Source organism: Reichenbachiella sp. MALMAid0571, from assembly GCF_040151475.1.
Lineage (GTDB): Bacteria > Bacteroidota > Bacteroidia > Cytophagales > Cyclobacteriaceae > CAXBNB01.
Genome location: NZ_JBDKWG010000133.1, coordinates 57444 through 80309 on the forward strand (window position 1 = coordinate 57444; position 22866 = coordinate 80309).

Annotated in this window: 15 protein-coding genes and 1 riboswitch; of the genes, 2 read left to right on the forward strand and 13 right to left on the reverse strand. The window is 37.7% G+C overall.

Annotation, left to right across the window (positions count from 1 at the left end):
• Positions 1-110 precede the first annotated feature (110 nt).
• The 12 genes from AAOP42_RS13085 to AAOP42_RS13140 form a co-directional block, all read right to left on the reverse strand.
• Positions 111-2558, reverse strand: a complete 2448-nt coding sequence (locus tag AAOP42_RS13085) for an ABC transporter permease (RefSeq protein WP_349528976.1) — start codon at positions 2556-2558, stop codon at positions 111-113.
• A 191-nt stretch (positions 2559-2749) separates the two neighbouring features.
• Positions 2750-4543 (reverse strand): P-loop NTPase family protein, encoded by a 1794-nt coding sequence (locus AAOP42_RS13090; RefSeq protein WP_349528977.1) that lies wholly within the window; start codon positions 4541-4543, stop codon positions 2750-2752.
• Between the two features lie 84 nt (positions 4544-4627).
• Entirely contained in the window at positions 4628-5452 is an 825-nt protein-coding gene (locus AAOP42_RS13095) for an endonuclease/exonuclease/phosphatase family protein (RefSeq protein WP_349528978.1), read from the reverse strand.
• 50 nt (positions 5453-5502) lie between these two features.
• Positions 5503-5883, reverse strand: a complete 381-nt coding sequence (locus AAOP42_RS13100; protein ID WP_349528979.1) for a hypothetical protein — start codon at positions 5881-5883, stop codon at positions 5503-5505.
• 184 nt (positions 5884-6067) lie between these two features.
• Complete coding sequence (locus AAOP42_RS13105) at positions 6068-7537, reverse strand: RagB/SusD family nutrient uptake outer membrane protein (protein WP_349528980.1); 1470 nt, start codon at positions 7535-7537, stop codon at positions 6068-6070.
• 11 nt (positions 7538-7548) lie between these two features.
• A complete protein-coding gene (locus AAOP42_RS13110; protein ID WP_349528981.1) occupies positions 7549-10926 on the reverse strand; it encodes a SusC/RagA family TonB-linked outer membrane protein in 3378 nt (1125 codons plus the stop codon).
• 158 nt (positions 10927-11084) lie between these two features.
• Positions 11085-12128, reverse strand: a complete 1044-nt coding sequence (locus AAOP42_RS13115; RefSeq protein ID WP_349528982.1) for a FecR family protein — start codon at positions 12126-12128, stop codon at positions 11085-11087.
• A gap of 75 nt (positions 12129-12203) precedes the next feature.
• On the reverse strand, positions 12204-12785 hold the full coding sequence (locus AAOP42_RS13120) for an RNA polymerase sigma factor (RefSeq protein ID WP_349528983.1): 582 nt from the start codon (positions 12783-12785) through the stop codon (positions 12204-12206).
• A 408-nt stretch (positions 12786-13193) separates the two neighbouring features.
• Positions 13194-14327: a metallophosphoesterase family protein gene (locus AAOP42_RS13125; RefSeq protein WP_349528984.1), complete on the reverse strand. Its 1134-nt coding sequence runs from the start codon at positions 14325-14327 to the stop codon at positions 13194-13196.
• Between the two features lie 33 nt (positions 14328-14360).
• On the reverse strand, positions 14361-15680 hold the full coding sequence (locus tag AAOP42_RS13130; protein ID WP_349528985.1) for an aspartate kinase: 1320 nt from the start codon (positions 15678-15680) through the stop codon (positions 14361-14363).
• A gap of 132 nt (positions 15681-15812) precedes the next feature.
• Positions 15813-16835, reverse strand: coding sequence for a homoserine O-acetyltransferase family protein (locus AAOP42_RS13135; protein WP_349528986.1), 1023 nt, complete (start codon positions 16833-16835; stop codon positions 15813-15815).
• Between the two features lie 8 nt (positions 16836-16843).
• Positions 16844-18019: a trans-sulfuration enzyme family protein gene (locus tag AAOP42_RS13140; RefSeq protein ID WP_502947661.1), complete on the reverse strand. Its 1176-nt coding sequence runs from the start codon at positions 18017-18019 to the stop codon at positions 16844-16846.
• A gap of 171 nt (positions 18020-18190) precedes the next feature.
• A riboswitch (SAM riboswitch) is annotated at positions 18191-18290 on the reverse strand.
• Positions 18291-18476: 186 nt separating this feature from the next.
• Here AAOP42_RS13140 and AAOP42_RS13145 point away from each other — a divergent pair.
• Together AAOP42_RS13145 and AAOP42_RS13150 are read left to right on the forward strand one after the other, a co-directional pair.
• Positions 18477-19397 carry an SMP-30/gluconolactonase/LRE family protein gene (locus AAOP42_RS13145; RefSeq protein WP_349528988.1) on the forward strand — a complete coding sequence of 307 codons (921 nt, stop codon included), beginning with the start codon at positions 18477-18479 and terminating at the stop codon, positions 19395-19397.
• A gap of 170 nt (positions 19398-19567) precedes the next feature.
• On the forward strand, positions 19568-21007 hold the full coding sequence (locus AAOP42_RS13150; protein WP_349528989.1) for a Gfo/Idh/MocA family protein: 1440 nt from the start codon (positions 19568-19570) through the stop codon (positions 21005-21007).
• A gap of 79 nt (positions 21008-21086) precedes the next feature.
• On the opposite strand, the gene lysS is transcribed toward AAOP42_RS13150, so the two are convergent.
• On the reverse strand, positions 21087-22826 hold the full coding sequence (gene lysS / locus AAOP42_RS13155) for a lysine--tRNA ligase (protein ID WP_349528990.1): 1740 nt from the start codon (positions 22824-22826) through the stop codon (positions 21087-21089).
• Between the last annotated feature and the right edge of the window lie 40 nt (positions 22827-22866).

Here is a 22866-nt window from a genome sequence, read left to right on the forward strand (position 1 = left end):
GAAATCGGTAAGCTGTTGCAGAATATCGGTAAACGAAAGAATAAAAGTTGTTAATCAATAAGTGGAAACAACAACTGCCCTCCTACATTACTCAATATCCACTCAAAGAATCACTCTGTTCTCAATGCCTTTACCGGATTTGCCAAAGCTGTTTTAATCGACTGAAAACTTATGGTAATCAACACAAGAGCTAAAGTCACCAATCCTGAGATTACAAAACTCATTGGAGAAATATCAATTCTATAGGAGAATTCTTCCAGCCATTTGCTTCCTGCCCATATAGTAAGTGGCACAGATATGACCATCGCTACTGCACCAAGAATGATAAACCTACCCGATAACAAAACCACAATACTGGGCACTGATGCTCCCAAAACCTTTCTAATGCCTACCTCTTTCATTTTTTGTGACGCCACAAACATAATTAATCCATAAGAACCCAGACAAGATATAATAATAGCAAGTATCGCAAAATATCCCACCAAAGTACCGAGTTGCTCCTGACTCCTATAGCCTTGCTCCAGATTTTCATCCAGAAATGTGTGTGTAAATGATTCGCTGGGGAAAAATTCATTGTACTTGGCTTCCACTCTGGCAAGAGTCTCAGGTATGTTCTGGTTATGGATTCTTATGGAAAACACATTGAACTGCGCAGTATTGACCTCCATGACCAACGGTCCCATCGGTTCGGATAAAGGTAAAAAATGAAAGTCGGCTACCACACCTACTACTTTTCCGGTTTTTCCTTCCACATTAATTTCTTTGCCTATGGCCTCAGTGTTAGTTCCAAAATTGTACTGCTTCACGGCGTATTCATTGATCAAAAAAGCATTTTCATGATCAGTTCCAAACTCTTTAGAAAAATCCCTCCCTTCCACTACTTCTATTTTATAAGCCTGATTGAAATCATAATCTACTGAAAAAACAGGTGCAAGCATGTTGTCTTCCACTGTGAACCCTTCCGGAATAATATTCCTATGCACTACTCCGAACCCGGGCACATTTGCCGAAGCAGTACTTGCTTCTACTCCCGGAATTGTCCCCAAAGCATCTTCAAATGAATTCATAGTTTGGCGTTTCTGCCCATCTACTCCTCCAAAAACATTATTAAAATTCTGGCTTTGCACCGGAACATTTATCATTAAGTCTTTTTTAAACCCTAAAGGTTTATTTCGTAGCAAATCGAGTTGATCAAAAACTATTATGGTACTGGAAATCAACACCATCGACACACAAAACTGGGTAACAATCAGCGTCTTTCTAAAAGAAAGCCCTCCATTGTTTTGGTTGGAAGCAATCCCTTTCAGGCTGTAAACAGGTGAAATCCTGGTTACAAAAAATGAAGGATATAATCCGGCAAGAAAGCCTGTGAGAATGAACAATATAAAAAAACCAACAATCAATTGCGGACTCAACAAAACATCTGGTGCAAGGGATTTGTCAGTCAAATCGTTCAACACGGGTAACAATGAAGCTGTAAAAACCAATGCGAGCACCGAAGAAAAAAACGTAAGCACAAAAGATTCTCCTAAAAACTGGAAAATAAGATTGGACTTTAACGCACCAAGTACTTTTCTCATACCAATCTCCTTCGTCCTTTGAAGTGACCGGGCAGTAGATAGATTGATAAAATTGATGCATGCAATGAGCAAAGTAAGCGCACCAACAGCCATAAATATATAAAGAAATGTAAGACTGCCTGGTGGCTCTGCCTGAGCCTGAATATCGGCATTCAGGTGAATATCTTCCAAAGGTTGAAGTTTAAAGCTCTGACCCTTTTGCATATTCTTGGGAATTTTTTCAGCGACAAACTCAGGAAACTTAGCATCCACATTGGCAGCATTACTTCCCGGCTTCAACAAAGCATAAGTGATAGAATGAGAAACCATCCAGTTTATCTTAAAATTACCCCTGATATTCTCTCTAAGGCTTTCCGGTTCTATATCGTACATGTTGTCATACGGCACCAACATGTCAAAGTGAATATGAGAATTAGACGGAAAATCTTTGACCACAGCACTTACTTTAAAAGTAGTGTTCCCCTCCATGATAATCTGTTTGCCTATAGGATTTTGATCACCAAAATACTTTGCAGCAATCTCCTCATTGAGTACCACAGTAAAGGGTTCTTTCAGTGCGTATTTCAAAGAACCTTTCACAGGAACGAAAGTAAACATTTCCATTATAGAAGAGTCTGCAAAATAGATATTGGGCTCTTCATACTTTTGAAGAACGCCATCCTGATTGCCATGTACTTGCACACTTACTCCTCGTGAAAACATTCGACCTGTCTTTTCCACTTCAGGAAAATAAGTGGCGATATGCTCGGACATCACAGGAGGAATCCTACCAATATTGAAGTCTCCAATGAGGTAATGAATCCTGTATATCCGATCCTTTTTCGTGTGAAACTTGTCGTAACTGTACTCATCAGCAACGAAAACAAAAATCAACAAACAACACGTGAGTCCACCTGTAAGCCCCAGTATATTGATAAAGCTAAAAGTCTTGTGTCTCAGTAAATTTCGGATGGCAGTTTTGAGGTAATTCCTTAACATGGCAAATTTGATTAAATGCAGCTTGGCAGAAAGATTTACAACTGATTGGTAACAATTTAATGTGGTTTATTACCAATCCGTTTTTATTTTTCATAAAAGGAATTTATTGATGATTGATGGTGAATTACTTACCTGACATCCTCTGATTGAAGCCAATAGTCCTCATTTCAATCATTTTTATTCTGCAATTATTAACCAATTGTCATTTTATGACGGAATGGTGTATGCCCGGTTAAGTACACATGTACTCCTTCTGTTCTCAAGCTCCCCTGATGATAACTATATTGTTCGCTCTCTAACCGTGTAATTCGTTGGTGTTCATTTTTACCTGGCCCAAATGTTATTTTATCGTCCCCTACTATATACTCTCCAAATCCGGATTTTAAAAGGTAATTATCCTCACCATGCTTTTCAGTATTGACAAGTTTACCACCTTCGTTAAAGCACATCTCAATGGTAACTGCAACATTTGGAGGCCCATCTACTTTAAAATCCAAATTGAGAGTTCCATCTTTTTCGGTTATTTCAATAATTGTATCAAGCTTTTTTATATTGGACTTTTCTCGTGAGTCAAAATCCATTTTATTCCAGAACCTTCTATCAATGGATTGAGACAGTTCATAATCACCATCAGTTTTCCTCAATTCCTTCGACATAGGCTGGTAATAATATGCTTCCTTTGTTTCGGTTAGCGTGTACTTCTGCCCTTCATTTGATAAACCATCGCCTCTGAAATACCCCATTCTAAAAAATGAAGTTGACAAGCGCATGTATTTCAGCATAGACATACCCTTTCGAAAGGTTAAGAAATCTGGGTTTGAGGATCTGCCCGACGAAACAATCACCGGTTTATCATTGCCTCCAAATATGGTAACTGAAGTGCTTCCATGTCTGATTCTAGCTAAATTTGCCAACTTAAAAAACTTCTCAAAATCATCAGGGGCTTTCACTAAAGGCGGAAGAGTCTTTTGCAGGTCAGGATTTTCCATGAAATAAATTAATGAATTAGATAATATCTCATTTTCAAAATCCGGTAGGCTCTCAATGGTCTTCGCAATTGATGCAAACATGCCGTCATTATCATTAATTGCCAGCTGCCGATATTGCAAATAGAATTTAGTAATTGTTGATGTGTACCATTGATCCTGCCTTCTTGAATCAATCGATACTAAATCTCCATTGGGTTCAGTATAAAAATAATAAGTAGTAAGGTTTTTACGAACAGGATCCAATAACTCAGGTCGGTTGAGCAATCGTGACATTGTCATCAATGTTCTGTCAATTACGGCAGAATAGTTACCACTTCTTTCCGGAAAGTGCCCATCTTCATTGATATAAATTCCCTCAGCGAGCCATTCATCTATCCTTTCAACATATTTAGTATCTGGATAAAGTTCATTGATCTGAGCAAGTGCTGAACAGATTACCCATCTATGGTTTGGGGTATGTACACCACCTGTCACCATGGCAACCGCCGCATTTTTTATGAATTTTTCAAGCTTGTTTTTTGTTTGTAACAAATTTTGAAATTCTAAACGGTTCAATACTACAGAGGCTGAACATAAGTGCTCTAAGATGAAGCCAGTATCTGGAGGTGACTGCCTGTTTCCTCCTGAATCAAGTGTACCATCAGAATATTGCGCACTCAACATGATGTCTAATACCTTTTCTAATATATTTATTAGTTTCTGGGATTTGTAATATTCAGAATCTGAGTTACACAGTGAACCCGAGACACACGACACTATAACAGCCAATCTACGGAAACTACTTTGATAGTTTTCATCTTTAACTTGTTCTTCGTCCAAAATACGTTTAACCCTGATGTCATTGTGCAGGATCAATTTTTTCATTAGCTGATCGTCAATTTTTGTCTTATCATTAAAAACCGTACTTCCGGCAATTGCTAAATCACTCATAATAGCACCAGCCATTGCAACAGAGCTTATTTTGATAAATTTTCCACGACTTATTTGAAACTTCATATACTAATAATATTTAAGTGCCTTCGGTATCGATTCGATTCCTACTGCTTAGTGAAACACAAGAATTTATTTAGCCAACTGTTGCTAATCTATTTGCAATAACGCCCATACAGGTTTGTGATCAGACAGAGGTTTGTCCATCTCTATTATCTCTCCTTCCAGTGCCTTAATTCTACTTGTCGGATACATTATGTGGTCAATTACCCTGCCTTTTCCTGTAGTGTCTCGTTTGGATCGATTTACCATCGAACTAAGCTTGGTTACATCAGTTCCTAAATCTCTCCAGGAAACATCCAGTCCGATATCTACAAACATTTCATAGTATGGGCTTTTGTAAACATCACTGGACAAAACGAAATTGAAATCGCCCATAGCAATTGACAATTCATCGGACTGCCTTTCTTTAAGGTAATCAACAAAAGCTGTTACCTTTCCTGTGGTTTCGTCAATATGCGCCTGATCTCTCCATCCAAATGGGAAGTGTACGGCATAAACAGCAATTTCCTGACCCTTTACCTTAGTAGTAGCTCTGGTAACGGTATGCAGTGTATCTGCCATCAACACTTCCTCATAATTGGCCAATGGTGTTTTACTGGCGATTGTTTTATATTTATCTTTGTGACCAGCAGTAGAGTATTTTCCCACTACCACATAATTTAATCCCATAACTGCTCCTACTTGTTTTGTCCAGTCTCCACCAGGGGCTTCAGAAAAGCAAACCACATCGAAATTGTAAGGCTTTAGTTTTTCACCTATTTCCTGTGCAGATCCTTTATCACTAAATTCTACATTGTAGGCAGCCACTTTAAGTTTGATAGGTTTTTTCTTTTTCTCTCCATGAGTATTAAAAGTAATAGCCAGGAGTAAACAAACTGAAAAAATAGTTGAAATTATCTTTTGTGTTTTCATGATCTTAAAATTATACATTGTGTTTTTTATAAATTCCCTAATCCTTCGTCCTATTCAATCACCCATTTAGGTTGGTGACTCGGACGGAACCGTGCTCTGTTTCGTACACTTTTTGGTAATATTTTATTGTAAACGGCACCAAAACCATCATACTGATGATAAACATAGTCCTGCCATGGGTCTTGACCAGATGCTCTTGGATCGCCAGAAGTTTTTAAATGTGCCATGAGAATGCTAGACAAGCTATCTTTTCCTGTAGCACCCGTATGCAACCATGATTGATCATCTGAGATGGCGAATAAAATATTAGGCCGTTTTATTTCTTGTGCAGTTTGTGTCGATAATTTCTTACTTTCTTGACAAGCCGTCAAGAAATACACAGATATACAAAAGCTCAACAAGCGAATTGAATTACACTTAATTTGACTCATAGCTTTTTTTTAGTGAGTGTTTCTAACATGAAAATCCTATGAGAAAACATTTTGATTCTATATAGACTGGATGAAAACCTCAGGAATCCGACTTCAGACCACAAGTTCAGAAAAGAAAAAAGAGCGGTGATTTATTATTACCGCTCTTTTTTTATAAAGTTACTATATCAAAAAGCAGTTTTTATTAATTTCCTGCCACCCAAGCTGGATTTTGAATCAAAATTCCATTACCGTTATCTATGTCAGCTTGAGGTAATGGCTGATAATAATTCTTAGGTGCATTCCAGACTTTTCTTCCAAAATCGGTAGGGTACATCTTATCAATAGTGAAGAAAGTTGTCAGGTTAATAATCCCAGCCTTGTGCCAGCGCAAAAGATTCTGGTATCTCATGTTTTCTCCAGCTTCCTCAGTTCTTGATTCGTGCATCAAGGCGTCAATGTCTCCACCAGAAATTGGATCTAAATCAGCTCTGTCTCTAATTTCATTAATTTCAGTATCACCAGCACCTGCTCCATTCAGTCTGATTTTCGCTTCTGCCACATTCATATATGTTTGACCAACTCTAAGGATAGGGACATTTGTCCAACTAATCATCTCACCATCATCACGCCAAGACATATATTTATAATAACTGTGTCCAGTTTGAGAAAGAGTAGAAGTATGCTCTAACAAATCTGGCCCAACCTGTGCGAATTCTCCGTCAGATATAATGGTAACCCCTTTTCTAATGTCACCTTCTTCAAATTCATTTACTAAATCAGTCAAGGGCTCCTGAAAACTATACATCCCCCAAGGACGAGGACCTCTATGCTTTGTCATAAACCTGCCATTTATCCATGTTGGGTCATTCATCATACCAAAAAGAAACTCCGGCAACACTTCATTACCCAATCGGAATATTGATTCATAATCTTCAGCAAGCGGATAGTTGGCAATTACCAACTCACCATGTTCGATTACTTTATTCAGATGCGCAGCATCTGCGTAATCTTCTGCATGATCCAAATGAATCAAACAAGACAATGCCCATGCAGCACCTCTGTTAGCTCTCCCTTGTTCATAGGTAATTGGTAAAAGAGGAATAGCCGTTTCCACATCACTAATAATCAAATCTCTCAACTGGTCTGGAGAGTCACATTTTGGAACATTATAATCATTTGCCAATACATTTTCTTCCAAAATAATAGGCACTTGTCCGTGAATTACCAAAAGTCTGTAATAAGCCCAGGCGCGCAAAAAATAGGCTTCTCCTATAATAGCATTGTAGGTAGCATCACTGATTTCTCCTAAATCTTTCACTTTAGGACCATTAATAATGATGCTATTTGCTCTTCCAATCATCTCGTATTTATCATAATATGTTCTCAGGATTTTATAATTATCAGTATTGGAATTACCAGTCTCTATATCCTCATCTTCTGAGTGATCACCAGCTCTCCAGTGATCATCACTCTGATTATCAAAAAACAGGTCATGCATGCCTAGATTACGTGAAGCAAGTAAGGAGTATGCACCTGCAATAGCATCTTGCATGTCGGCTTCAGATTTCCAAAATGCCTCATCTGTACGATTTCCAACAGGGGTTTGTTCAAGAACACTTGAACATGACCACACTGTGCTCATTAAAAATAAAATTATTATTATTTTTTTCATGTCTTTTATATTTAAAATGATATGTCCAATCCTAATGTAATCGTCTTCGAGGTTGGGTAATTATTATAAATTACACCCCGAGAAAGATTACTACGTCCTGTTTCTTCTACATCAGTTCCATCAAAACTTGTGAAAGTCAGTAGATTACGTCCAGAAATAAAGACCTTCGATTGTCCCAATTTTAACTTATCTAAAAATGCAGTAGGGAGTCTATAGCTGAATGAAACATCCTTCATACGCACATAGTTTCCACTTTTCAATCCCAATTCGGAGTAACGATAGTTTTGATTGAATTCAGTGGTTGACATTCTTGGCCATTTGTTGGTACTTCCTTCTCCAGTCCATCTTTCCAACATTACTTTATCAGTACCATCAGTCTCAGGAGCATTAATACCCCTCATCATCATTTCATCATAAAGCTCCTGACCCAGAGCACCACTAAACAGTAGCGATAGGTTAAACCCTTTGTATGAAAAATCAGCATAAAATCCCAGAAGAGCAGTGGGATTACCATCGCCAATATTCACTCTGTCCTTATCATTTATCAGTTTGTCTCCATTGGTATCCACAAAAATAACATCACCTGGTGTAATGCTTCCCTTGCGGGGATCCTCCGATATGTTAGAATCATTGTCTATCTCACTCTGGTTTTGGTAAATTCCAGCCGTTTTCCAACCATAGAAGGAAGCTATTGGTTCACCTACATAAGTTCGAGAAACTCCTGATTCCAAATAAGGAATACCATCACTTAACGCCAACAATTTATTCTTTAAGAATGTTGCATTCATACCAACATTATAACCAAAATCACCTTTTTGATTACCATAAGACAATTCTAATTCAAATCCTTTATTGCTCATTTCGCCAGAGTTTTGTTGAGGTATTGCTGTTTCATTCCCAGCAGTAAAATTTCTTACAGGCGATACTAGCATGCCAGAAGTCTTTTTGTCGAAGTATGCTACATTCAATACCAGCTTATCATCAAGAAATGAGGTTTCAAGTAATATGTTTAACGTTTTGGCAGTCTCCCAGGTAATATCCGGATTTGCAAATGAGCCAAGTCTTGATCCGGTAACAGGATTTCCATTAATGAGGTATCTTCTATCCTTCCTATAGATATTCAAGTATTGAAAAGCTGTAACATTTTGATTACCCAATTCACCATAACCAACATTAAGTTTCATATTGGATATAACTGGCGAACCGCTCATGAATGCTTCATTGGATATCCTCCATCCAGCTGAAACAGCAGGAAAATATCCCCACTTTTTCCCTTCAGCAAAAATAGAAGATCCGTCAGCCCTCATTGTAGCCGATACATAATATTTGTTCTCAAAATTATAGGTACCACGCAGGTAATAAGATAGTAAGCCTTGCGTATCATTCTCACCTGCTCTTCCATTGACTACATCAGCATTATTCATTACCAATTGGCTTTCCAAAGTTGAAGCAAAACCAATACCGGTCATATCCATATAGCTACCTCTAACTAGTTGTGTTGATGTACCAGCAGTTGCCGAAATATTATGGCCATTACTACTCTTTTGGTAACTGGCATACAATTCTCCAAGCATTAACGAATTTACACTTGTTCCTTCTTCCAGATTGGGAGAACTTTCACTTCGGCTTTGTAAGGGAGTCACATTCTTAAACCTTTCATAAGAGCCAACAGAATGGGTATAAGATCCTGTACCAACTATTGAAAGGTTATCGTTGACCTTATAAATTCCTTTGAGGTTTATCAAAGCATTCAGATCCGTTGTATAATTCCACTCTTCTAACGCTTTGTAAACAGGGTTCCACATATCCCCAAACTCATCAGATTCTTTACCTGATCCCCAGCCGCCTATTTCCTGGCCGGGTCTTACATTACTGGCGTCAAATTTTACAGGAAGTGAAGGAGGGTACTTGTATGCTGGATACATAGTTACTGATGTACCATCACCCTCATTATATAATCTGTCTTTTGACCAGCTTAAGCGAATGTTCTCTTCAGTTGAAAATCGTTTTGATACCTTTTGTGTCGATTTGAGGTTTATGCCAAGTCTCTTATACCAGGTATTCAATGCTGTTCCTTCTTCATTCCTATAATTTACACTGGCGTGAAATGTGCTATTGTCATTGCCTCCGCCAATTTGAAGATTGTAATCATGAAAAGATGCAGTCCTAAACATTTCATCCTGCCAATCTGTTCTTGTTTTATTGAAATATTCATCAGTCCAAGGATACACGATAGGAATGCCATCCATAGTATATCGTTCCCTTTTTAGCATGAAAATTTCCTCGCCGTTGGCTACAGGGTATTTTTTAATCAACTGGTTTACACCTGTTGCAACATTAAATCGTGTTGTGGTTTTTTGGTTGTATTTACCACTTTTTGATGTAATCAATACCACACCATTAGCAGCCCTGGTACCATAAATTGCTCCAGAGGCGGCATCTTTCAATACCTCAACAGATTGAATCTCGTAAGGAGATATTTTGGACAATACATCCGCACTGATCATTACACCATCCAGAACTATCAAAGGTTCAGAATTATTTAATGTCCCCACACCTCTGATTCGAATATTAGGTGCTTTACCCGGAGTTCCATCATTGAGCATTTCTACACCTGTAGCACGTCCTTGTAAGGCCATAGCTACATTAGAAACTGGTGATCTTTCAATGTCTGAACCAGATACCTGAGAAATAGATGACGTAAGGTCACTTTTCTTTTGGGTACCATAACCTATTACAACCACTTCCGACAAAGTCTCAGCATCCACTTCCAAAGCAACGTCTATCTTTGATCTTCCATTTAAGGTTATTTCCTGTGACTTGTACCCTACAAAGGATACAACCAAAATGGCATCTTCAGGAACTGAAAATGCAAAATTTCCATCAAGGTCTGTAGTTGTACCAACTGAGGTATCTTTGATAACAATACTTGCTCCTGGTAATCCCTGACCAGTTTCATCTACTATTTTTCCAGAAACATCTACATCCTGTAAAAATTCTTCTTCAATGCTGATGTTCTCACTTTTCAATGTGGCAACAAAAATATTTCCGTTTACTCTTTTGAATTTTACATTTGCAGATTTCGAAATGTCCCGAAGAATATTAGCAACAGATTCATTATCTGCCTGTGCGGTTATTCTATTCTTAAGAGGAATATTACTCCTTTCATAAGAAAAATTTAATTTTGATTTTGAAGATATTTCATTCAAAACCTGTTTTAATGTCGCATTTTCAAAATTCACATTGATGTAAATTTCTTCTATCGAACGTTGACGCTGGGCATTGCTATCATTGGCAATTAACAGGCTGACGAAAATACTTTGTAGCAGTATGCCTTGTAATGTGATTTTCAACGTTTTAAATATTTGACGCTGTAATAATTTATACATAGTTTTACATGATTTGTTTAAACATAGGTTTGCAAATTGCGGGCTCTTAAACTGAATTATGTCTTCCAAACGGGTTCAGTTTAGGGGCTTTTTTTTGATTAGCTTGTATTGTTTCTCATATGGTTTTGGTTTTTGTTATACTTACTCTTCGCTTGGTTTTAATGAAGGATTATTACTTTTTGCTTATCCAGTTTATATTTTAATCCTGTTGAAAAGCGAACGCCTTCAAGGATATTTTCAAGACTCTGATTTTTAAACTCTCCATTAAATGAAGTAATGATGGGTTTGCTGTCATACTCAAAGTCAACATTAAACCACCGTTTCAATTCCTTTTCTATTTTACCAAAATCTGCATTTTCAAATACCAATACATTATCCTTCCATCCGATATGGTTGATCAAGTCTATTTCCCTGGCTTCATCAAAACCCTCATCATCATGAAAATTAACAATTTGACTCGGTAAAAGAATTACTTGTTTTTGACTTTCATTGTCTGCCACAGCTACTTTACCTGTTGCTACAACTACACTGGATTTATGCTCATCATCATAGCTTCGCACATTAAAGGATGTACCCAAAACTGTCGTTTGAATTTTTTCAGTTTTCACAACAAAAGGATGAAGGGTATCTCTTTTCACTTCAAAAAATGCTTCTCCGGTAAGCTCTACCATTCTGGATGTCCTGAAATTAGCATGATATTTTAAAGTACTTTCAGCGTTGAGTTTCACGATAGACCCATCTTCTAAAGAAACTACTAACTTTTGCCCCTTTGGATTTGATTTAATAATCCATTCATCGGTAGATGATTCTGAAATCAAATCAGGAGATTGGTTTGTATTATTATAAAAAACAGCAATTCCTACGGCAAATACTACCACGGCAGCAGCTGCCCATTTCACCCAATAACCAGATACTAGTTTATGTATTTTAGAATTGTTTTTGTTGTTATTGCCTTCAGAAACGTTGTTGATAATTCTAAAAGCAGCCAGATTGGTTTTTATCGTTTCAATACGAATTTCTTTCTCTTCTACTTTTAGGCTCAATATAATTTTCTTTGCCAATTCCATATTCCTTAAATTGGCTTGATTGTTTTCCTCCAACTTATTCCGGAAAGTAGAATTCAATTCATCGGGGTACAACACCGATTTTACGAAATTTTCATCATCTAAATAGTCTTCTACGGAACGTTCTTTATTTGTCATCTACAGATTCATTTACTCTCTACACCTATATATAGGCTCTGAAAAAAAAAATGTACTGATGAAAACTATTTTTTTTTAAAAAATACAGAAAATAATTAGAGAAGAGATCAAAATTGCCTTCAATTTGGAGACACCATCAAAGAGCAAATTCCTTGCTGATTGGTTTTTAATGGACATTATTTCTGAAATCTGTTCAAATTTGAGCCCTAGGTAAAATCTTAAATATATTATTTCCCTCTGTCTGTCTGAAAGTTTGTTCAACGCCTTAATCAACCCTTGAGATTGTTCTACGGAAGTGTCGCTAAGAATAATATCATGTTCTATTGAATATTCTACTTCAAAGTTATAACGTTCATTGATGTTGTTCAACGAACTGGTAGGACTGAGCCTATTAAGTTTTTTTATTATTTTTCGCTTGATTGACTTCAACAAATAGAATTTTATAGAAGATGCTTCTCCCAGGCTTTCTCTTTTTGCCCACAATTCAGCAAAAAGCTCCTGAATGCTATCAATAATAAAATCATGGTCATTGTGGATTTTCAGGCCATAACTATACATAGAAGGAAATTGTTCCATATATATTTTATCAAGGGCTTTGGATTCCCCTTGTTTAAATTCTTCCCATAATTCCAAATCTTGAGATGCCTCTCCTGCCATTCAATCTAATATCTAAATCCAGTGTCTATTTCCTAAGAAACAACAAAGTAACCAATCTTTTTTAAAGCCAAATGCCACAAATATATATTTTAAACACAAACACATATCTTTTAATATTCTATTAACATAGAATTAAATATCAATTTATGAATGTGCCAATTTACTGAAAAATAACTCTTTATTACTTTTCAATCTCCTTTAGTCAGGGCAAACACATTTAAAAATTCTACTGTACCCAGCTTCCTGACTGCCGTCTTTTAGGCAAGTTTTTGGGGTCTGTTAGGGTTAGCTGTAACTCTAAAAGATACCGCAACGAGTGCGGTAAGGTGCTTTCGCTTTTTAATACGTTTGCCCTTCTCCTTTAGTAAAAAAATGAATTTGGTACTTTTAGTCAATCCTATCAAAGACTTATTGACTTTTCGATCGGCTATAATAACTCAAAATAGGAACGGTTTCAAATGTATCTGTTGACTCATCCAGGTATTTAAATTCCAGGTCAACTTTTGCTCCCGTGATTTCCACAACAACATAACCGTATTTTTGAGCATGCTCTTGGGCTACTGGCAGATACGGAGCATTGAAACCATTGTGTTCCGGAACTATATTCACTCCAGCTCCGGCAGTTCCAACTACAAATTGATGGATGTCATTATCAAAATTTCCATCTCCATCGTCTATTCTGGCATGGGCGTATCCGTGATCATGCCCACAAAAGTATGTTCTGGCACCAGCAGCAGTTATGCTTTCCCAGAAGCGATTTCTGTACTTTGAAAAATCAATCCCATAAGAAGAGTCTCCATGCATACAGTCATTGTGTTGCACCTTAAAGGCTGGCTCGTGGGTAAAAACAAACAAGTGTTCTTGTTTGTTTTTTAGTTGTTCATCCAACCACAATTGGTTTACCCTGCGACAAGCATCTTTCGGGTAGCTACCATCAGTATTTGCTGCTGAATCCAGATTAGGAGTATATAAATCCAAGCCAATTATCATGGCATTATGATGTATCGCAGAGAAAGTTACATTTTTTTCTCTTTCCGGTCCATTTTTGGGCATTGAATATTTACCTGACATCACTTTGTCCCATACCTTTTTAGTTTCCGGCCATATAGGCCTGTGATCCGGATGACCTGCATGGTCTGGATATCTTTGTGTTGCAGAATGATTTCCTCTTACACAATACACAGGAATGTCTTTTGAATAAACAGGTTCCATAGTGTTTCTAAACAAAAGCAACTCCTTCTCCAGCCGCTGAAGTGCTCCCTCATCCCCAAGGGTTTTCCTGTCTGCATGACCATAAACCAAATCTCCGGTAAAAAGGACAAATTCTATGTCTTCTTTCGAAACTGCACGTGCTACCTTATCCAATATCACTTCATTCACTCCACTCCCATCGCTCCCACTGCGACAATCTCCTGTCACTACAAATCTCCATGATTCATTGTCTTCTTTCGAAACTAATTCAGTGCTTTGTTCCTTCTGAGATACACATGAAAAGAAAAGTATGGGAATTAATAAGCTAAATAGTACAATCCGTAGAAGCATATTATATTGAATTTATATTTTTTGCTATTTGCTCTATTTATTACTAAACAGACTATCATTCAAAGCATTCAATGCTTCTTTTTTATGCTTGGCATTTACAAGAAGAGTAACATTGTGTTTGCTGCCTCCAAATGATATCATCCTTAATGGAATTTCTCTCAAAGAATCAAAAATAACAGATGCAGTACCTTTTTCGTCGGCTATAAAATTACCAACTACTGATATGATACACTGATCCTTTTCCACATGCACCTCTCCATATATCTCCAATTCATCTACTATTTTATTGAGGCTTTTACCATTGTCAATAGTCAACGACACTGCTACTTCAGAAGTAGTAATTACATCAACTGAGGTTTCATACTTTTCAAATACTTCAAATATCCTTTTTAAGAAACCATAAGCAAGAAGCATTCTGGTCGATTTTATTTTTATTACTATGATCCCGTCTTTCGCTGCTACGGCTTTGATTCCAAACTCAGAAGTATCTTCACTGATGTAGGTACCAATGGCAGAAGGATCCATAGTATTTTTAACCCTCACGGGAATATTTTTTCGTCTGGTAGGGAGCAGACAATATGGGTGTAATATTTTAGCTCCAAAATATGCCAGTTCACCAGCCTCTTCATAAGAGAGCTTAGGAATACTTTTGGTATGCTCGACTATCCTTGGATCGTTGTAGTGCATACCATCAATGTCAGTCCAAATCTGGAGTTCAGAAGCATCTATTGCCTCTGCCAATAATGATGCAGAATAGTCGCTCCCTCCCCTTTGCAGATTGTCTATCTCTCCTTTGCTATTTCTACAGATATATCCCTGAGCAATAAAGAGATCCACTCCGGAATGCCTTGTCAAAATAGCATCCAGTTCCAATTTACTAAACTCTAAATCCGGTTCGCTTTCTGAAGTCAATCGCATAAATTCCAAAGAATCCAGCAACATCACATCTTTACCTTCCTCCTCAAGCTTTGTGGTAAATAACTTGGTTGAAAGTACCTCTCCCTGAGCCAAAACTACTTTTTCTTCCTTTTCAGAAAAATCTGAATCTACTATCCCATTGAGAAGATCAACAAATGCACTGTAGTGTTCTCTTCCTTTTATTTTATATTCTTCAGAGTCATACAATCCTTCTATCAGTTCATCATACCTGAAATTGAACTTTTCAATGATCTTGCGTGCTCCCTCCTTATCATTGGCATATAGACATGTACATATTGCTACCAGGTCGTTGGTAGTACCTGACACGGCAGACAATACCACAAATCTTGGTTCTTCATCTTCTACAATTTGAGATACTCTTTTCATATTCTCAGCTGATCCTACTGATGTACCTCCAAACTTTAAAACTTTCATATACTACTTAGTTTTCTACTTAATAATTATTGGTGCATGATGCCTAAAACAAATCCATCGCCAACAATTACTTATTTTCTATTTATTAAAAAATTCACACTTACTGCTTACAAAGTTAAGCGTATTTGACTACTATTTATTTGAAAAAAAATCTTTCAACTTGGCTGTTATTTTTTCATGCTCGATCAGAAAACCATCGTGCCCATAATCAGAGTGAATAATCTCATGCTTCGATCCAGGTATGTTTTCTGCCAATGTTTTTTGCTCAGATACTGGAATTAATATATCAGAGTCTATACTTACTATCAGGGTTTTTGCTTTGATAGAATTGAGTACATCCACCAAAGAACCTCTTCCTCTTGCTACATTATGTGTATCGAGGGCTTTAGACAAATACCAGTAAGAATAAGCGTTGAATCGTTTTGCCAATTTTTCACCCTGATACTTGATGTATGACGATGCTTTGTAGTTATCCAGCTTTTCATTGTCTTCATCATTTTGTGTTTGGATGTAAGCCTCTATCGTTCTGTAAGTAAGCAACCCTATTCCTCTTGCCGCCTTCATTCCTTCTATAGCGGCATTTTCGTTATCTTCTCCCCATGTACCATCTGCCTCCATAGCCATTCGCTGAGCTGTATGCACCGCCTTACTCCATGCCGATTCTGTAGCAGAAGACACACACACCACGAGGTTTTCGATCAAATCAGGCAACAACAAAGCCATTTCAAGTGCCTGATGTCCACCACATGACCCTCCGATCACAGTATTTATTTTATCAATTTTCAAATACTGGCGCAGGAGGTCATAGGCATTGACCATATCTCTAATGGTAACCATCGGGAAAGACAAATAGTAGGGTTTTCCTGTCTCAGAATTGATACTCAATGGACCTGTAGATCCATAGCACGACCCAAGCATATTGGCACATACTATGTAATAATCCTCTGGATCAAAGTGGCATCCTTCTCCGACCATTCCAGGCCACCAGTCCTCAACATCCGAATTGGCGGTAAGAGCATGGCAAATCCAAACAACATTGCTTTTGTCTGCATTCATTTTACCATAGGTATGGTAGGCGATAGTCAGGTCGGGAAAATACCCCCCGGCTTCCAGCTCAAATCTTTTATTGTATTGATAAAACTGCTTTGCAGACATAAGTGATTTTAATTAATTGACTTTTGAATGGCTTGTTCTATGTCGTTTTTAATATCGTCAAAATGCTCTAATCCCAGAGAAACCCGTACTAAACCAGCACCAATTGACACTTGTCTTCTTTCTTCTTCACTTAGTTTAGAATGTGTTGTTGAAGCAGGATGAGTAGCAATTGTCCGGGTATCACCGAGATTTGCTGTCAACGAAATCATTTCCAGTGCATTCAAAAACTTCCTCCCACTTTCTAGTCCACCTTTCAATTCAAAGCAGACCAATCCCCCCCCCAATTTCATTTGTTTCTTTGCGAGTTCATAATTTGGATATGTTGATAAAAATGGATACGACACAGAAGCCACATCATCATGTTGTTCCAGATATTCCGCTAACCGAAGGGCATTTTCACAATGTCTTTCCATTCTGAGAGCCAGTGTTTCAAGGCTCTTGGAAAGTACCCAGGCGTTGAATGGAGAAAGAGATGGCCCTGTTCGTTTGGCAAAAGTTCTTACTTTAGCAATCAACTCTTTGTTTCCTAAAACAACACCTCCCATTACACGCCCCTGTCCATCAATGTATTTGGTAGCAGAATGCGTAATAAGATCCGCTCCCCATTTGGCTGGTTGTTGTAAAAAAGGTGTCGCAAAACAATTGTCAACATTCAACAAACACCCATGCTTTTTTGAAAGCTTACCCAGCCATTCCAGATCTATCAAATCCAAAGCAGGATTTGAAGGAGTTTCAACAAAGATCATTTTTGTATTGGTCTGAATGGCTGCTTCCCAGGTTTCAGGCTTCTTAATATCCACATAGGTATATGTGATATCCCATTCAGGAAGTACTTCGGTAATGACTTTATGCGTATTTCCGAAAACTGACCTTGAAGCCAAAATATGATCCCCGGATTTTAAAAACGGAGCGATACTTGCAAATACTGCAGCCATACCGGTAGCGGTAGCAAAAGCATCTTCTGTACCTTCTAATTGAGCCATTTTAGAAGCAAACTCAGAAGTATTTGGATTGGTAAATCTGGAATAGATGTTTCCATCTTCCTCATCTGCAAACAAGGCTCTTGCTTGCTCTGCATCATCAAAGACATAACTGGAAGTAAGATATAATGGAACAGAATGTTCTCTGTTCTCGGATCTTTTCTCCTGCGTTCTTATGGCAATTGTTTCAAAATTTTTATACACGACCACTAACTTTTAAGTTCAACACTGCTCTTTTCTATCTCAACTCTCAAAAGGTATCGTCGGGTTTGATAATGGAATAAAATTTAATTTTCCAAAACTCTACCCATAAAAAAATCCCTTCTGAGATAAGTCAGAAGGGATTATATAATTTCTTTTAATGAATCCTCTACTTTCTTATCGATCCCTTTTCAGGGTAGGAATTGGCACCTTATTATAAAATAGGTTGCCAAGGTTTCTTAGGGCCATATCCCTCCACCTTTCTTGATAAGTCAAAATGTTTTTAAAGAACGAATGCGCAAATAAACACATTAATTTGATAATATTCTCAAAATGCAGACTAATATTTAGTAAATAATTCTAATCTCCACTTACCTGCTATTTGCGTAATACTTTTTGGATATAATGATATAAATTGTACTCAATATTGAATACTGATAAAACAGCTAAGTTTAGTATTATGAAAAACATCTTTCCGTTGATTCTTATTGCCTTATTCTATTCTTGTAAAAGCGATCAACAAAAAACAAAAAACGTCGAAAATAATCTGTATAAAACTACTGATATTGAGTACAATCTGGGTGATGTTACATCCGGCTTAGAAGGCCCTGCGGTCGATGTTAACGGTAATTTATATTTTGTAAATCCATTCAAATCAGGCTCTATTGGTATGTTTGATCCTCCAGGACAATTTCAAATGTTTATTGATCAGCTACCCGAAGGCAGTACAGGCAATGGTATTCGATTTGGAAGCCGGGGGATGATGTACATAGCTGACTACACTGGTCATAATATACTGCAAGTAAATATGACTAATAAAAAAATAACTGTTTACGCTCACAATGATGGGATGACCCAACCCAATGATATTGCTATTACTTCTTCCAATATCATATTTGCTTCCGATCCTGACTGGAAAAATGAATCCGGGCAAATCTGGCGTATAGACACCAATGGAACATTCACACTACTGGAAACCAATATGGGTACAACTAATGGAATAGAAGTGAGTCCGGACGAAAAAACGTTATATGTCAACGAAAGTGTCCAGAGAAATATTTGGGCTTACGATCTTAGCAAAACTGGTGATATTTCGAACAAAAGATTATTGGCAAAGGTGAAAGACTTTGGGATGGACGGTATGCGTTGTGATGTTGAAGGCAACCTTTATATAACCAGACATGGAAAAGGAACGATTCTTATTTTATCCCCATCAGGAGAAAAAATTAACGAAGTAACCCTTAAAGGTAAAAAACCATCAAATATCGCTTTCGGAGGATCGGAAGGAAAGACGTGTTTTGTAACCCTACAGGACCGAGGATTTATTGAAAAATTTGAAACAGCACATGCCGGCAGGACATTTGTCATGAACTCAAAATGAAACCATTATACCTCTAATAATATATATACTCTTTGTTCCATTTTTTTGATTATTGGCCAAAATAATGGCTTAATTAATCCTATTAAGGCATCTTATTTGCATGAAGCTTTGTTATAAATAAATTACATTATTATCTTAATCGCTTCTTTCTATAAAATCACAATTCATAAATGGAAAACAATAAAAACAAGAAATTAACTACTTCGGATTCACGAAGAAAATTCATTAAAAGCCTCGGTATTGCCGGAGCAGCTTTTACCATTGTACCCAGGTCTGTACTTGGAGGAAATGGATTTGTAGCTCCGTCTGACACTCTATATATCGCTGGGATTGGAGCCGGCGGTAAAGGAAAATCAGATATTGTCAATTTTGCAAAAAGCCCCAACGTGAAAATTGCATTTTTATGTGATGTAGATGACAGGGAAGCAAAAACAAGTAGAGAGAATTTCCCTGATGCAAAGTATTACAAGGACTACCGCATCATGTTGGAAAAAGAAAAAAACAACATTGATGCTGTATCAGTTTCCACTCCGGATCACATGCATGGAGCTCAGGCTCTTGCTGCAATGCAATTGGGCAAACATGTATATGTGCAAAAGCCTCTGACACATGATATATTTGAAGCCAGACAGTTAACAGAAGCTGCGCAAAAATACAAAGTAGTTACTCAAATGGGTAATCAGGGAGCTTCAGGTGATGGTGTGCGTAAAATGCAGGAATGGTATAATGCAAACCTGATAGGAGATGTACACACAGTGTATTGCTGGACAAACAGGCCTGTATGGCCTCAAGGAATAGCCTGGCCATCGAAAAAAAGTAAAATACCCAAAGAACTGGATTGGGAATTATGGCAAGGAACTGCTCCACGTAAAGACTATGTAGATGGCTTACTGCCATTTAACTGGAGAGGATGGTGGGATTATGGTACCGGGGCACTTGGAGATATGGCATGCCACATTATTGAGCCAGCTTTCAAAACGTTGCAACTAGGCTATCCAACAAGTGTGGAATGTAGTGTAGGAACCAGCTACGTAGGAGTATGGGGACGTGTATATAGTCCCGAAAGTTGTCCTCCTTCGTCGCATACCATTCTGGAATTTCCTGAAAGAGATGAAAAATCAGCTGTTAAACTTCACTGGATGGATGGTGGCATTCAACCAGCCAGACCTGAAGAATTAGGGCCGAACGAACTAATGGGTGACGGAGGTAACGGAGTACTTATGATTGGTACAAAAGGAAAAATGATGTGTGATGTATATGGTAAAAAACCAAGGCTGTTACCAACTGATGTAAACGAGTACATCAATGTACCTGAAACCATAGCACGTGTACCCGAAGGTCATTATCTACAGTGGGTAAATGCTTGTATTGCCGGATATAAGGAAAAAGAATGTAGTTCAGACTTTGATATAGCAGGGCCATTAACGGAGAGCATTCTAATGGGTAACCTTGCGCTTAGAAGTTTTGATTTGAGAACGCCAACAGCAGATGGCAAAGACTTCAATTATCCGGGTAGGGGTATTAAGCTTGTCTGGGATGGCCCATCTATGAAGATCAAGAACTTCGATGATGCCAACCAATTTGTAAAAAGAGAATATACCGGATGGTAAACTCATTCATTTTTATGATTTCAAAGAAAAAGCCTCAAATAAATATTTGAGGCTTTTTCTTTTCTACTTCGTTTCTTCCTTACCCTGCTTTTTCGATCCAGCCCTGCACCTCTTCCAATGTAGGATTTTTCACATCATTCAACTTCAGTTTCTTCTTTGTTCCGCAAACATCATTGAAAAGTTTGCTGTCCTTTGCTTCCTTGAAAGCATCAATAGATATCATACCCACTTTCTGTAAAACAGGGATCAGTTCCGTCCTCACTCCCAAAGCCTGATATTGAGAGTCTGTAAGGTATTGATCTTTCTTCTCTGGTTTCATTTGAGGAAAAAATAACACATCCTGAATTGAATTTGAGTTGGTCATGATCATTGACAAACGATCAATACCTACACCAAGGCCAGCTGTAGGTGGCATTCCATATTCAAGAGCCCGCAGAAAGTCCTCATCCAAAACCATTGCCTCATCATCTCCCCTCTTTCCTAGTTCAAGCTGCTCTTCAAATCTTTTTCTTTGGTCTATTGGATCATTCAATTCAGAGAATGCGTTGCATATTTCTTTGCCATTGGCAATTGCTTCAAATCTTTCAACCAGTCCTTCTTTAGACCTGTGCTTTTTCGCTAATGGAGACATCTCCACCGGATAATCTGTAATAAAGGTCGGTTGTATCAACTTTCCTTCACACTTTTCTCCAAAAATTTCATCTATCAACTTGCCTTTACCCATGGTTTCATCAACAGTAACTTCTAGCTTTTTGGCAGTTGCCCTCAATTCAGTTTCATCCATTTCGGAAATATCTATTCCCGTAAAATGCTCTATGGCTTCAAACATGGTAAATCTTTTCCACGGCCTCTGAAAATTCAACACATGCTCACCAACCTGCACTTCAGTAGTACCATGTAAATCTATCGCTACTTTTTCGACCATTTCCTCTACTAAGTCCATCATCCAATTGTAGTCTTTGTAGGCTACATACAATTCTACCTGAGTGAACTCAGGATTGTGAAATCTGGACATTCCTTCATTTCTAAAATCTTTAGAAAACTCAAAAACCCCATCGAACCCACCTACAATCAACCTCTTGAGGTACAATTCATTGGCAATTCTCAAATACAAGGTCATATCCAATGTATTGTGATGGGTTTTAAATGGCCGGGCAGCTGCTCCACCATACAATGGCTGAAGAATAGGTGTTTCTACTTCTAAATAGCCATTTCCTGACAAAAACTCACGCATGGAATTGACCAACTGGGTTCGCTTGATAAATGTATCTTTGACTTGTGGGTTTACTATCAAATCCACATAACGTTGACGGTATCTCAATTCTGAATCGGTAAAAGCGTCATAGGTTTTCATATTACCCTGATCGTCCTTTGCTTCTTTCACTATAGGAAGTGGCTTTAGAGATTTAGTTAAAAGAGTCAGCTTATTGACGTGAATTGAAATTTCCCCAACTTCAGTAGTGAACACAAAGCCCTGTATTCCAATAATATCTCCTATATCCATTTTCTTTTTGAAAATGGTGTTGTAAAGCGTTTTATCCTCACCCGGGCAGATGTCATCCCTTCGGAGATAAATCTGAATACGGCCTTTGGAATCTTGTATTTCGGCAAAAGAAGCTGAACCCATAATACGTCGGCTCATTAGCCTTCCTGCGATGGAAATATTCTTATAGTCAGTTTTACTTCTTTCATAGTTTTCATGAATGTTCTTAGTTGTTACATTCACTTCAAACAATTCTGATGGATAGGGATTTGTTCCCAATTCAAGAAGTTCTTCTCTGGCTTGTCGCCTTACTATTTCCTGCTCGCTTAAATACATATTGTCACATTAAAATTAAGGTCGCAAAATTAAGTGAAAA